Annotated in this window: 12 protein-coding genes; 5 read left to right on the top strand and 7 right to left on the bottom strand. The window is 35.7% G+C overall.

Features of this window, described 5'->3' with window-relative positions:
* Positions 1 to 10 precede the first annotated feature (10 nt).
* Positions 11 to 718: a hypothetical protein gene (locus tag ACQ76T_RS23160; RefSeq protein ID WP_431345562.1), complete on the top strand. Its 708-nt coding sequence runs from the start codon at positions 11 to 13 to the stop codon at positions 716 to 718.
* A 64-nt stretch (positions 719 to 782) separates the two neighbouring features.
* Here ACQ76T_RS23160 and ACQ76T_RS23155 read toward each other — a convergent pair whose 3' ends face one another.
* The 5 genes from ACQ76T_RS23155 to ACQ76T_RS23135 all read right to left on the bottom strand — a co-directional run bounded on the left by ACQ76T_RS23155 (position 783) and on the right by ACQ76T_RS23135 (position 3,492).
* Entirely contained in the window at positions 783 to 1,202 is a 420-nt protein-coding gene (locus ACQ76T_RS23155) for a hypothetical protein (RefSeq protein WP_431345561.1), read from the bottom strand.
* A gap of 109 nt (positions 1,203 to 1,311) precedes the next feature.
* The gene (locus ACQ76T_RS23150) at positions 1,312 to 1,731 is read right to left on the bottom strand and encodes a hypothetical protein (RefSeq protein ID WP_431345560.1); all 420 of its coding nucleotides are present in this window, start codon (positions 1,729 to 1,731) and stop codon (positions 1,312 to 1,314) included.
* 56 nt (positions 1,732 to 1,787) lie between these two features.
* The gene (locus ACQ76T_RS23145) at positions 1,788 to 2,525 is read right to left on the bottom strand and encodes a protein phosphatase 2C domain-containing protein (RefSeq protein WP_431345559.1); all 738 of its coding nucleotides are present in this window, start codon (positions 2,523 to 2,525) and stop codon (positions 1,788 to 1,790) included.
* Between the two features lie 30 nt (positions 2,526 to 2,555).
* Positions 2,556 to 2,870 (bottom strand): hypothetical protein, encoded by a 315-nt coding sequence (locus tag ACQ76T_RS23140; protein WP_431345558.1) that lies wholly within the window; start codon positions 2,868 to 2,870, stop codon positions 2,556 to 2,558.
* 223 nt (positions 2,871 to 3,093) lie between these two features.
* Positions 3,094 to 3,492 carry an immunity 22 family protein gene (locus ACQ76T_RS23135; protein WP_431345557.1) on the bottom strand — a complete coding sequence of 133 codons (399 nt, stop codon included), beginning with the start codon at positions 3,490 to 3,492 and terminating at the stop codon, positions 3,094 to 3,096.
* A 387-nt stretch (positions 3,493 to 3,879) separates the two neighbouring features.
* Between ACQ76T_RS23135 and ACQ76T_RS23130 the strand changes: the two genes are divergently transcribed.
* Positions 3,880 to 4,527 carry an MgtC/SapB family protein gene (locus ACQ76T_RS23130; RefSeq protein WP_431345556.1) on the top strand — a complete coding sequence of 216 codons (648 nt, stop codon included), beginning with the start codon at positions 3,880 to 3,882 and terminating at the stop codon, positions 4,525 to 4,527.
* Between the two features lie 30 nt (positions 4,528 to 4,557).
* Here ACQ76T_RS23130 and ACQ76T_RS23125 read toward each other — a convergent pair whose 3' ends face one another.
* Positions 4,558 to 5,049: a copper resistance protein NlpE gene (locus ACQ76T_RS23125; protein WP_431345555.1), complete on the bottom strand. Its 492-nt coding sequence runs from the start codon at positions 5,047 to 5,049 to the stop codon at positions 4,558 to 4,560.
* 265 nt (positions 5,050 to 5,314) lie between these two features.
* Here ACQ76T_RS23125 and ACQ76T_RS23120 point away from each other — a divergent pair, with 265 nt between their 5' ends.
* The 3 genes from ACQ76T_RS23120 (at position 5,315) to ACQ76T_RS23110 (ending at position 9,599) form a co-directional block, all read left to right on the top strand.
* Positions 5,315 to 7,453 (top strand): S46 family peptidase, encoded by a 2,139-nt coding sequence (locus tag ACQ76T_RS23120; protein ID WP_431345554.1) that lies wholly within the window; start codon positions 5,315 to 5,317, stop codon positions 7,451 to 7,453.
* Positions 7,454 to 7,524: 71 nt separating this feature from the next.
* Entirely contained in the window at positions 7,525 to 8,526 is a 1,002-nt protein-coding gene (locus tag ACQ76T_RS23115; protein ID WP_431345553.1) for a polysaccharide deacetylase family protein, read from the top strand.
* Entirely contained in the window at positions 8,523 to 9,599 is a 1,077-nt protein-coding gene (locus ACQ76T_RS23110; RefSeq protein ID WP_431345552.1) for a GNAT family N-acetyltransferase, read from the top strand. Before ACQ76T_RS23115 ends, ACQ76T_RS23110 begins: the two co-directional genes overlap by 4 nt.
* Positions 9,600 to 9,687: 88 nt before the next feature.
* On the opposite strand, the gene ACQ76T_RS23105 is transcribed toward ACQ76T_RS23110, so the two are convergent.
* On the bottom strand, positions 9,688 to 12,570 hold the full coding sequence (locus tag ACQ76T_RS23105) for a M16 family metallopeptidase (RefSeq protein ID WP_431345551.1): 2,883 nt from the start codon (positions 12,568 to 12,570) through the stop codon (positions 9,688 to 9,690).
* Between the last annotated feature and the right edge of the window lie 458 nt (positions 12,571 to 13,028).

Below are 13,028 nucleotides of genomic sequence, written 5' to 3'. Positions count from 1 at the left end.
ACAACAAGGTATGAAAGATAAAATCTTATATATTCTTTTTATTTTTCCGGTTCTTATTCCTTCTCAGACAAAACGCAGCCCTGAGAAAGAATGGTATAATTATCAAATGGGTAAATGCCAAAAACAGAACCAAAAAGATAAGGCGGAATATATGAGATTGAAAAAAGAAGCTTCAGAAATGGACTTCTATGAATTGACGAGAGCAATTATTAACGATCTGGATAAAACACAGTTTACAAGAAAATATATTAATTTTTGTTATCAGTTTTCTCAACTTTTATGTGATACTGTAGATCCGGAAGAGTATAACTGTATCAAAAAATACAATATTAAAGATTCTTTTTACAGTCGTAAAAGCTGGACTGCCGGTGACCTGAAATATCTGGGAAGTATTTTTGATGACAAAATTATCATTCCGAGTAAAAAAAGTACCGGGTTCGGTTATAAAGAAGGATTTTATTATACCGACGAAGAAACAAGTTCTATATTCAACAGTTTTAAAAAGGGAAAAAAAGGAGGAAGTGAAAGAGAATTTTTTTACTACTCTAAAAAAGACAAGACCCCTTTGGTGATATCTTCTGAAGAGGTAATGGACACTCTTTTCTTTGATTTTAAAAATGTATTGGGATATCAGGTAGAAGTAAGCCAATATATCAACGGTAAGAAATCTGTCAAAATATTTGAATATCATAATGGAGAATGGGTAAAGAATGAATAACCTCTCCATCATTGTAAAACATAAAAACTTCCGCACTACTGCGGAAGTTTTTTTATGGATGAAACTATCTTCTTCTGGAAGGTGCACTTCTGGTATGAGGTTTTACATAAGTTCCGTTTTTTCTGTAATATCCTTTTACACTGACACTTCCTCCCGAGAAACTGTTGCTGGGTTTATATTGAGACGTTGAAGCAGGAGAAGCGCTTTTGCTCAATGAAGTATAGTTGCTATAAGAAGTATATACAGGATTGTAGAGCCAGCCGGAATAATTTCCCCATTTTACCCTTTTATAACTGTTTTTATTCGAATTTGAAGAGAGGAAAATTTCTGTGTTTTTAGGAATTATAGTAACCACATTGGAAGAATCTGTAGCATTGTAGATTTTGGCTTCTTCAGACAGTAAAACAGTGTAATAATTGGTGGAGCAGGATAATGGAGCAATACAAAGGATAAAAAAGAAAAATACGTTTAAAATACGCTTCATAATATTGTTATTAGATCACCAAATCTATAACGTATTTTGAAGCAATGCTTACGGAAATCCGTAACTGAAATATTCTTATAAGAAAGTAATAGAAGCGGTTGATAAAGAATCAAGGCATGAGTTTTTCTTTAATTTTTCTATAATGAAGCAAACAAATACTGATGAATCCAAGAGTAATCACAGGAAAAATAGATGAAGAAAAGGTATAATATATTTCAGTGTTAAAATCGTAAGTGCTCCACAAAGATTCTCTGTCTACAAAAATAGAATAGTTCCAAAAGATCCAGATAAAGCATAACATCAGGAATTCAATAGCAATTCTGACAAAGATTTTTTTAATAAATGAAAACAGAATAAAAACAGAAGAAAGAAACATTCCCGTAAAAAAAGACATAAAAACAGCGTCTTCAAGAAAACTACATTCCAGGCAGCCGCTTGACATATGATCGGAAAGATAGCCCATCGACCAGTAGAACTGTACCAGAGTAATTCCAAAAATGATCAGAATGCTGATTGATATTTTCTTCAAAAAGATTAAAAAACGATGAGATTTGAGTTCGGTCCTTTCCAAAGTATAAATGTGTTTTATTTTTTTATTAATCTTATTAATGCCAGGTCGTCTGTCGGCTTCATTCCATAATGATGTTCCAGTTTTTTTATTTTTTTATTCAGCATTTCTTCTGTCTCATCCTCGGTTAGGCCTGTCATTAGATATTCCATACAATTGATAGATTCATTAAAATCTGTTTTTTTTACTTGAGAAAAAGTAAGGATCCCGTCAGTAGCAATAGACACATCATCCAGATGATCAAAATGTATTTTCTGATGCAGAGACTCATACCATTCTTCAAAATTTTTATTCAGATGATACGCCAAATAATCAGGCTTATTATCACGGTCAAACTCAGTGATTTTTCCATTAATACAAACGATGCCATCACCAATAGATAAAATAATTCCTTTGTTTTGAAAACGGTCATAAAGCAGAATGATAAGAGTGCTCAATAGCTCCTTTTCGTCTAACATAAGATGCTTTTTAAGAAACACCATTTCTTCAAAAAGACTTTTTATGATCTCTTTAAGCTGTTTATCAAGACTTAGATTACTGTTTTTGTCATATAATTCCCTGTATCCACGTTCAACGATAATCTTACGGAGAAGTTTTCCAATCAAAGTAGATGCGAAATGACTGTCCATCGCAGTGGAGCATCCATCCATTACAGCGCATATCATTTTGTTGGTACTTATTTTTTTGATGATGAGGTCATCTTCACAGTGGAGTGTATGATAATCTCCTATTTGAAGGGTAGAGTATACTTTCATATCATATACAGAAAGGATAGATAATGTATTTTACGAATAATAAAGTTTTCCATGGATAAGTTGAACAGCGGCTCCAGGCTCATTATAAACCCATCCAAGATCAATCGCCTCAGATATTTTGGATTGAATAAGTTGGGGAGTGATTTGCATGGGTTCGCGCCCATAAGATATAGACCTGCAAAAACCTACGCTGATTAATAGAAACCGTCCTTCACTTTCATATCGTATGGGAATCTTATAATCACTATCGTGCTGTTCATTATGAGAAATTTTTCGCCTTATTTTCCAGTAGAAAACTTCATTCTTTACAACAGTCTTTCTGAGTCCTTTTTTTGCTATTGCCATGGTATATTTAGTTTTTGAAAATTGTTGAAGAAATTTCTCAACAAATAAAAGTAGAAATAAATGATAGTAAAGATAGAACTAATAACATAAAAGAACTTCAGGAAATTAATTTTTAATAGATATATGCTTACAAAATATCCCGGAACATCAACTTTTACAGTAAATATTCCGGGATAATGTTGATATGAATTACATATAAGAGATGATGAAATCTCAGAATAATTTAGGTATTGAATTCAATTTCTCCCATATAATAGAGCTTGTTTTCTTCTCCGTCTACAGAAACAGGATTAGGAATAACAAACCTGCTGGCAAAAATAATGGCATTCACAGGAGTATCCAGATTCATTTCGTTCAGTTTGTTTTCAAGGATCGGAAGCCATTCATCTGCATAAGAATACTCCGAGAACTTTTCGTAAAGACCCAAGTTTTCATTTTCAAAGCCATACTCCATGAAGTCATCATCAAACCATTGAATATTTTGTGATTCTGCAAACTTAGACATATACAGGTCTTCATTTTCCTCTTCTATATAATAGTTTTCATCCTCTTCTACAAAATCATAAAAGTCTTCTTCGGTCTTAAAATACCCTAACCAGAAGTGTGAAATTTCTTTATCCATAAGTGAAGTTTTATATACGTTTTATTTTTTGATATTTTTTAATAAATGGGACTCTTCCTGAATGAGCAGCATCGCAATTATCGGCGAACCTGGGGAGCTTATCTGAGTACTGATGGATGAAATCCCCTTTATTCAGATCATCAAGACGGAATATTGAGTTCCCAAAAATCATTTCTCAGATGCTTTTTGCACACGGAAAAATGAACTTTCAAAGATAAGCACAATCCATGTAAACGCAAGGTTTTTCATATAGAGTTTCAATATCGAAATATAATATTACAAAAGATTTCCGGGAAATCAGTTGGAGTAACAGAACAAATTCTCACATCAAAAATAGTTCCGTAATTTTTTTTATTGTATTTTTATTTTTAGTTTAAATTAAAAACTATGGATTTTCTTCAGGATCACTATGCTGTCAAAAACGAATTGGTACTTATCTTCATCTCTGTGATTCTGGGATTACTGATCGGAGCAGAAAGAGAGTACCGGAACAAGTCGGCAGGTCTTAGGACCTTTATTCTGGTCTGCTTTGGAGCCTGTCTGTTTACTATTCTTTCCATCAAAATAGGAGTGGCAAATCCGGACCGTCTGGCGGCCAATATCATTACAGGAATTGGTTTTCTTGGAGCAGGAGTGATCTTCAAAGGAGAAAATAAAATTGAAGGAATTACTACAGCAACAACAATCTGGGCAACGGCTTCCATAGGAATGGCTGTAGGATCCGGATATGTTTACCTTTCGCTTTTAGGTACTGTCTTGGTACTTATTATTCTGAGTGCTTTAACGTACCTTCAGAATTTTATAGATAATTATCACAAAGTAAGAGAATATAGAATATCATTAACGACCTCCAAAGATATTCAGTATTGTGAGACTATTTTTAAAGAACATCATTTAAGCTTTTTGATGATCAAGCAGATGTATAGCCAGGGGAGTTTGGCTGTTACCTGGAGAATTACAGGGAAAAACACCTATCATGAAGAAGTTATCCGACGTTTGGTAGAGGACCCGAAAATTACGGCGTATCAATTTTAGGTAAAAAATAAAGGCCAGAGCCTTTACTTCTTATTTTTTTCTGAAAATATACAGGTCCTTGTCAGGTCCTTCAATCTCTTTACCTTCCCTATCTAGCTGGATAAGCATATTTTCTCCGACTTTATATTGATAGTTGGCCGTTTTACCGTGTAAGGTAATCATACTTCCGGTATTGTCCCAGGAAAAAGTTCCCATATCCTGATTCTTTGAGTTTCTGTCGATATATTCTTCCGTAACGCTGAAGGTCTTATCATCATTCAATAATAAAGACGTTTTTATTCCCGGGCAATCTGCACATGGTACAGTAGCGGTATAGGTTCCGGCCCAGTCCAGTGCATTTTCAGAAGTATCTCCGGGAGCTGTTGGAGTCGCTTTCGTTATACTGTCTGAAGGAGCAGGATGAACAACAGCAATTGAATCTGCGCCTGCACCAACCGATTCTCCGGCTTTTTCGTTTTTAGTACAGGAAGCGAAAAATACAGCAACTCCCATCCCGGCAATAAGCATTTTGCTTTTCATCATAATAATGGTTTTCAAAAGTGAAATGACTTCCAATCAACAAAAACCAAGCCACGGAAGGAATATGAGTGGATGATGAATTCGCTTCCCTTGTCAATTTTTAATGTACCTGGACGTTCCATATGATTATAAAGATTCACCATTTATTTGTGAAGCAAAATTTACTATTGACGATCCATCTTTTGAAAAACGACCCTATAATAACTTTTCCGCCAGTTTTATGAAGCCCATTCATATTTTTCTTCGTAAATTCGGCAAAATTTTGATTATGACAAAAAAGATACTTTTATCTGTATTTCTTTTGCCAGCTGCAATGGCATTTGCACAACAATATGGAGGAATGTGGATTCCTACAGAGCTGAATGAAAAGGAAATGAAGGATTTGGGAATGAAGATTTCTGCTAAAGATATTTTCAACCCTCAGAAACCGAGCATAAAGGATGCGGTGGTACAGTTTAATGGTGGATGTACTGCAGAAATCATTTCACCTAAAGGATTGCTGCTTACCAACCATCACTGTGGTTTTGGACAGATTCAGGCACATTCTACCGTTCAGAATGACCTTCTTTCCAATGGATTCTGGGCAAAAAATACAGAAGGAGAACTTCCTAACCCGGGAGTAAAAGTAGATTTTATAGTAGATATAAAAGACGTTAGCGATCAGATTTTAGAAGGTACAGATAATCTTACAGAACCTGAACTTACTAAAAAGATCAACAACAATATTGAGGTGTATAAAAACTCTCAGAAAATTGAATCGTACCAGTCGATAATGGTAAAACCGATGTATTATGGTAACAAATACTATGCATACACCACCGAAACCTATAAAGATATCCGTCTTGTAGGAGCACCACCTCAAAGTATCGGTAAATTCGGTAGTGATACTGATAACTGGGTTTGGCCTAGACATACGGGAGATTTCTCAATGTTCAGAATCTATGCAGGTAAAGACAACAAACCGGCAGAATATTCAAAAGACAATGTGCCTTATGTTCCAAAACATTACCTTCCGGTTTCCATAAAAGATAAAAACGAAAACGATTTCACTTTTGTATTCGGTTTCCCTGGAAAAACTACGGAATATCTTCCTGCTGTAGCAGTAGAGAAGATCATGAAGGAAATAGATCCTGCAAGAATTGCTGTACGTGATGTTGCTTTAAAAACATTGGACGAGAAAATGCGCGTTGATAACGAAACGCGTATCAAATATGCATCAAAATATGCATCAGTAGCAAACTACTGGAAAAAATGGATAGGAGAAGTAGAAGGATTGAAAAAATCTAATGCTGTAGAGAAGAAAGTAATGTATGAAGGATCTTTAGTGGCTAAAAATCCGGAAATCAAAACTACTCTGGACCAGCTGAACAAATTTTACAACGATCAGGCTCCTTATGCATTAAACAATGCTTACTATACAGAAGTAATAAGAAATGCTGAAACATTGAAGTTGGCAGGAGATTATTACGACTTTATCACTTCCGTTGAAGCCGGAAGAATGGACGAAAAAGAACTTACGAAGCTTAAAACAAAACTGACTTCTTTCTACAAAGATTACAGTGCAGAGCTGGATGCAAAAGTGACAGCAAAATTATTGGCATTATATGTTAATAAAACAGCGCCACAGTTTTTACCGGCTGGTTTCAACAAATATAAAGATGAAACTCCAAACATCCCTGTGCTGGAAGATATGTCTAAAAACTCTATCATTACAGGAAGAACAGCTGTAAACGGGGCGGCATTAAATACAGATATTGAAAAAGCATTCTCTAATCAGGATAAGCTGATCAAAACCCTGAAAAAAGACCCGATTTATCAGTTGTATGCTTCTATAAGAGAGACATATATGAAGACTGCTGATCCTCAGTTTACTTCTATGCAGACGAAAATTGATGCATTGCAGAAGAAATTTATGGCACAGCAGATGCAAACCGACAAAGACAGAAAATTCTTCCCGGATGCGAATTCAACACTTCGTGTAACGTACGGTAAAGTAAAAGGATCTACTCCTAGAGACGCTGTTTCTTACGGTTATCAGACACACTTAGCCGGAGTTATGGAAAAATATGTTCCTGGTGATTACGAATTTGATGTTCCTAAAAAACTGATCGATCTTTACAACAAAAAAGATTTCGGAATCTATAAAGATAAAACAGGTGATGTTCCGGTAGGATTTACTGCTACCAACCACACAACTGGAGGAAACTCAGGGAGCCCGGCACTGGATGCTAACGGAAACCTTGTAGGTCTTAACTTCGACAGACAGTGGGAAGGAACCATGAGTGATATCAATTTTGATCCTCGTTTCAGCAGAAATATCATGGTTGATACAAAATATATCCTTTTCATCATCGAGAAATTTGCCGATTCTAAATGGCTTGTTGACGAAATGAAGATTATAAAATAATTTTTAAAAGTTATACCTTTAAAGAATCTATTTGAATTAAGTTTTGAATAGATTCTTTTTTATTTATAATCATGATGAAAGATAAGATCATTAATGCACTGGCTGCGCTGGAAACAGACAATCTGGGGAAATCTTTTCCGCTGGATTACTGCTTGCCGCTTTATCATACCGTTTCTGATCAGGACCTTCCCCATATTCGGAATGTGATCCGATATAAGACGACAAAACAGTTTGAACAAGATCTGGACTATATTTCACAGCATTTTCAGTTTGTAGACTGGAGAGAATTTAAAGACTTTACTTCAGGAAACTTCAAACCGAAGAAAAAAATAGCGCTGCTTACCTTTGACGATGGTTTCAGTGAATTTTACGATATTATTGCCCCTATTCTGGAACGTAAAGGGATTTATGCCTGCAACTTTATCAATCCGGCTTTTGTAGATAATCAGGATATGATGTTCAGGTGTAAAGCCAGTCTTCTAGCCGATGCTGTTGAGAAAAAGAAAACTATAGATCCCGAAATATATGTCGCTTTATCACTTGGAGATACAGATAAACCGACTCTAAAAAAGAAAATTTTAAGTATAAACTATCAGGAAAGAGATATTCTGAACGGGCTTGCAGAGAAACTTGAGGTAGATTTCAAAGCATATTCAGCAGAATATAAGCCTTATTTAAGTTTCGAAGAATTGAAAACACTTACCCACAAAGGATTCGGAATCTCGTCTCACAGTTGGGATCATCCAAAATACAAAGATTTATCCTTAAAAGAGCAAATGGAAACTACAGACCAAACTTTTGCTTATTTAAAAGATAACGGGTTCCTATACGAAAGCTTTGCTTTTCCTTTTACTGATTTTCAGGTGAGAAAGGAGTTCTTTGATGAACTCTTTAAAAACGAAGAAATTTTCTGCAGTTTTGGATGTGCCGGAGTAAAACTGGATAGTGAAAAACGAAATTTTCAACGAATTCCTATGGAAATGGGGGAGAGTGGTGAAGCTATTCTGAAAAAAGAAGTAGCCTACTTTAAGCTGAAAAAGCTGATCAATAAAAATACGATTCTAAGAAAATGATACAGCTGAAAACATTCAACAGAAAAGAACTGGAAGAATTTGTTGTATCCGGAGCGTATCAGCAGTATGGCTTTCTTCCTATTACGAAACACAGAGCTTTGTCACAGATTAGAAATCCTAAGGCATCGGATGAAGATACTCTTCTTATTTTGGCCTTTTTCGAAGATCAGCTCATAGGATATGTGGGATGTTTTCCTGATCAATTGATTGCGGATGGAAAAACCATTCATTATGCCTGGCTCAGCACATTCTATGTGAATCCGGAATTCAGGAAAAAAAGACCTGCGAAAATTCTACTGAAAAAAGTTTTTGAAGAATATCAGGGAAAAATTGCCATCACAGAATTTACTAAAGAAGCAGAAGCCCTGTATACGATTATGGGAGTTTTTGATGACGTTTTCCCGAAAAATGGAAAGCGGTATTATTTCAGAACGGACGCTGCTACAATAATTCCAGAAAAAAAACCAAAAACGGAAAAGCTGAAACCTCTTTTTAAGCTTCTGGATGTTGCTGCGAATGCTGTGATCTCTATCAAAAACCTGGGAATAGAAAAAGCGGATTTTCGTTATGAAGTTCTTCCCCGTATTGATGATGAAAGTCGTCATTTTATCAAATCTTTTCCCAGCGTGCGTGATGCGGAAGCAATCAATATTTTTATAAATCATCCATGGGTTTTGGAAGGGAAAAAAGATCCGAAGTATCTCTTTTCAAGCTTTGCCGGGAAATTTCAATATTTCTGGATCAAGATTTTTGATGAGAATACTCTTCTTACAGACTGTTTTTTACTTCAGCTTCGGGATGGATATCTTAAAATTCCATACCTTTTTTCTCATTCGGATCTTAGCAAGGTTGTCAAATTTCTTCATTTTTTCATTGTTAAAAATAAAGTGAAAGATTTTACCAGCTATCAGACTCGTTTAAATGAGGCGATCGGGCATTCGAAATCATTTCCGAAGATCTATGAAAGGAACTTCAAAAGGGAGTATCTTTTCCATAAAGACTTACTCAAGGAACTGCCTGCCAATTTTAATCCTCAATTTCAGGATGGCGATGGCGATTGTATGATGACCTAAGATCATAGTAACGTCTGTACGGTCAACTCAGCAGAGAATATCATATAGAAAAAAAACGCTCAACAATTTTGTTGAGCGTTTCTGTTTCTTAGTGTCCGAAGATATCTTTCAGTTCTACTTCATTAAAAGTTCCCATTTTGCTTACAGCTTCCATATTCAGATTTTCTTTTTTTCCGATAATAGCAGTGTTAAAATGGACTGATTTAATTTCTGTCTGATAAAACTCTCTGATGTCATCAAACTTTAGATTTTGTATCTGATGGTAAATATCTTTTCTGAAATCATGATGAATATTCAGTTTTTTCAGCCTTAGTGTATTAAAGAATACATTGTTTCTGGTCACTCTGGTAGAGGCAATTTGCTTCAGAGCTGCATTTTTAGCATTTTCAAACTGAATGGTTACTTCTGGAAGCTCATTCATCAGCTCATTCATAGTGTCTACAGCAATCATCAGTTTATCAGGTTGAGTTCCGATGTAGGTAGAAATATAATCAGGATGGTTTAGCTGAGAATTGGCAGCATAAGACACATAGGCTGAATATGCCAAGCTCTTGCTTTCACGGATCTCCTGGAAAACGATGGAAGACAATCCTCTTCCAAAATACTCGTTAAAGACATTGATCTTTCCAAAATAGTCGGTATTTACAGGGTTTCCTTTTCCTATTTTACTCATCTCCATTTGAACCATATCATAATTAATGAAATATACATTACCTCCTGTAGCAGGTTCCGGATATTTTTTAGGTTCCGGGATCTGAAGGCTTTCAGTTTCTGTATAATCTCCGATATATCCTTTGAATCCTTCAAGATTTTTTCCGTAGAAGAATATCTGATAAGGATATTGGAAAAGCGTTTTCATACGGTTTGTGAAGATTTCAGAAGAGCTGCTTTCCAGTTCTTCTTTTGAAATAACATCGGTAAAACGTGAAGTGCTGCCCAATTTAGTATAATTCGTCAAAGCGGTCATGATGCGGTTTTTGTCTTTCTTCACGGCCTGACGGTTTTCCAGTACAGTGCCGACAAACTGAAGATACACTTCCTGATCAGGTTGTACATCGTGCATCCAATGTTGCAGAAGAGCAATTCCTTTTTCTATATTTTCTTCCAGTCCGCTTAAAGAAATAATCAACTGATCATTGGTGGTTTTAAAATCATTACTGATCCCTATTTTAAAGAATTCCTTTTTCAGATCTTCCGGCGAAAGCTTTTCTGTTCCTAAATACTGCAGTAATTGAGTTGAAATTCCCAGATCACGGTCATGATCACTTCCCAGAGGGAAAATAAAGTGCACCTGAGCAATGTCGTTGTACTTATTTTTAACGAAACTTAATTTTTTACCTTTGATATTTTCAGTAATAATTTCTTTTTGATAATCGATAAATTCAGGCTGGATATCTTCAGTTTTATCAGACAATATTTCTTTTAAAAACTCAGATTGATCTTCACGGTTGATTTTTACAGGGGTAATACCTGGGTTTTCAACTCTTATAAGCCTGTCGTTAACTCCCTTCTCTTTGTTGACAACCACATAGTTTTCTTTGAAGAAATTATTCGCAAAATTTACCACTTCTTCTTTGGTGAAGCTTGCGTATTCGTCCATTTCATTCAGTTCCTGTTCCCAGGTTCTTCCTTTTATATAAGTGTCATAAAGATTGGTGGCCAAACCTTCAGCAGTTTCTAGACCTTTCATTCGCTGAAGTTTGAAATCATTAATGATGGCCGGAAGCATCCAGTCCGGGAAATCTCCTTTTTTGATGAGCTCAATTTCCTCCAAAACCATTTCTTTAGCTTCTTCTAACGTTTGAGTCTCCTTAGGAACGACAACAATAGAAAAATAGCCATATTGTTTTAACCCTACAGAAAAAGCCTGTGCCCAAAGCATCTTTTGAGTCTGATTGATGTGAAGATCCAATAAACCGGCTTCCCCTCTGTTACTAAGAATATTAGCAACCACATCAGCCAGCATGGCTTCTTTCGTTCCGTAGCTTTCTGTTCTCCAGGCCAGTTGAACCCGGGGAGTAGTGGGGCTTTTTACTGTTCTTGTTTCAACTGCTGTGATAGGTTTTTCAATGATAGGAGTCTTCTCAGGTAATTCTTTGTAAGGTAAAACACCAAAATACTGATCAACCAGTTGAATGGTTTCTTCAAAATTAAGATCTCCAACCAATACCATTGCATAATTGTTGGGAACATAATACTCATCAAAATATTTATGAATAGCCTTCATTGAAGGGTTTTTCAAATGTTCAGGATTTCCTAAAGTGGTTTGTTGTCCATTAGGATGAGTAGGGAATAGAGCGTCCATTAGCTCATAGTTCACAAGTCTCGTATCATTATCCTGCGCTCTGTTGAACTCTTCATATACAGATTCAAGCTCTGTATGGAAAAGACGCAATACAATCTCAGAAAACCTTTCTTTTTCTATTTTTAGCCACTTCTCAAGCTCATTATTCGGAATATTGTTCTTATAAACCGTTTCGTCGAACCAGGTATGAGCATTTGTGCCACTGGCTCCTAAAGAAGAAATCGCTTTGTCATACTCATTGGCAATCGCATATTGACTGGCTTCCTGAGAGACTTCATCAATCTTTTTATAAATTTCTTTTTTCTTCTCAGCATCCTGCTCAGCTTTATGCTCTTCATATAATGATGAGATCTGCTCAATCAGTTGCTTTTCTTTTTCCCAGTTTTGAGTACCTATCCTTGAGGTCCCTTTAAACATCATATGTTCAAGATAATGGGCAAGACCGGTGTTGTCGGCCGGATCATTATTGCTCCCCGTTCTTACCGGGATAAAGGTCTGAATCCTTGGCGCATCAAAATTCTGTGCAAGAAAAACCTTAAGTCCGTTTTTCAAAGTATAGATTCTTACTTTATTCTCGTCATGGATAATGGTAGTATATTCGTAATGGTTGGGATCGGTGTGAACCGTTTCCTTATATTTTTTGTCGATCATATATATAGATTTCATTCTTCAAAATTCGGAATGCAGTACAAATGTAAGGAATTGAAAAAAAATACTTTTCCGTTTTCATTACTATTACATCTATTATTACAGTTGAAAAGGTAAATCAATAAAAAACGGACACGCTTATAAAAAGATAGGTATATAGTGTTAACTTAATCTCATAAGGTAATTATGAACGGATTTTCATTCCTATATATTAGGATGCGATTTCTCAGGAGCTATTTCCTGCTATCCATTTTTACTCCTCGCTCCCGCGCTGTCCTACACGCAGACCCATTCACGCACCTACCTAAGCTGTGGGGTAACCATTCCTATCAGGGCTATAATCCTTGTCGAGAAAAAAAATACGGCCAAAATACCTCATTCCTTCTAAAACCCATCTCCCAATCCTACAATAAAGCATTATCATCTGTGTAAATCCGTGCGATCTGTGGTTAATAGATATCTCGAGATTCAATAGA

Source organism: Chryseobacterium sp. JK1 (assembly GCF_050632815.1).
Taxonomy (GTDB): domain Bacteria; phylum Bacteroidota; class Bacteroidia; order Flavobacteriales; family Weeksellaceae; genus Chryseobacterium.
This window is presented reverse-complemented; position numbering and strand designations above follow the sequence as displayed.

Coding starts and splice junctions, on each gene's coding strand:
- ACQ76T_RS23105 (WP_431345551.1), bottom strand. CDS start 12,570: ATGAAATCTATATATATGATCGACAAAAAATATAAGGAAACGGTTCAC.
- ACQ76T_RS23140 (WP_431345558.1), bottom strand. CDS start 2,870: ATGGCAATAGCAAAAAAAGGACTCAGAAAGACTGTTGTAAAGAATGAA.
- ACQ76T_RS23130 (WP_431345556.1), top strand. CDS start 3,880: ATGGATTTTCTTCAGGATCACTATGCTGTCAAAAACGAATTGGTACTT.
- ACQ76T_RS23155 (WP_431345561.1), bottom strand. CDS start 1,202: ATGAAGCGTATTTTAAACGTATTTTTCTTTTTTATCCTTTGTATTGCT.
- ACQ76T_RS23110 (WP_431345552.1), top strand. CDS start 8,523: ATGATACAGCTGAAAACATTCAACAGAAAAGAACTGGAAGAATTTGTT.
- ACQ76T_RS23145 (WP_431345559.1), bottom strand. CDS start 2,525: ATGAAAGTATACTCTACCCTTCAAATAGGAGATTATCATACACTCCAC.
- ACQ76T_RS23115 (WP_431345553.1), top strand. CDS start 7,525: ATGATGAAAGATAAGATCATTAATGCACTGGCTGCGCTGGAAACAGAC.
- ACQ76T_RS23160 (WP_431345562.1), top strand. CDS start 11: ATGAAAGATAAAATCTTATATATTCTTTTTATTTTTCCGGTTCTTATT.
- ACQ76T_RS23125 (WP_431345555.1), bottom strand. CDS start 5,049: ATGATGAAAAGCAAAATGCTTATTGCCGGGATGGGAGTTGCTGTATTT.
- ACQ76T_RS23120 (WP_431345554.1), top strand. CDS start 5,315: ATGACAAAAAAGATACTTTTATCTGTATTTCTTTTGCCAGCTGCAATG.
- ACQ76T_RS23135 (WP_431345557.1), bottom strand. CDS start 3,492: ATGGATAAAGAAATTTCACACTTCTGGTTAGGGTATTTTAAGACCGAA.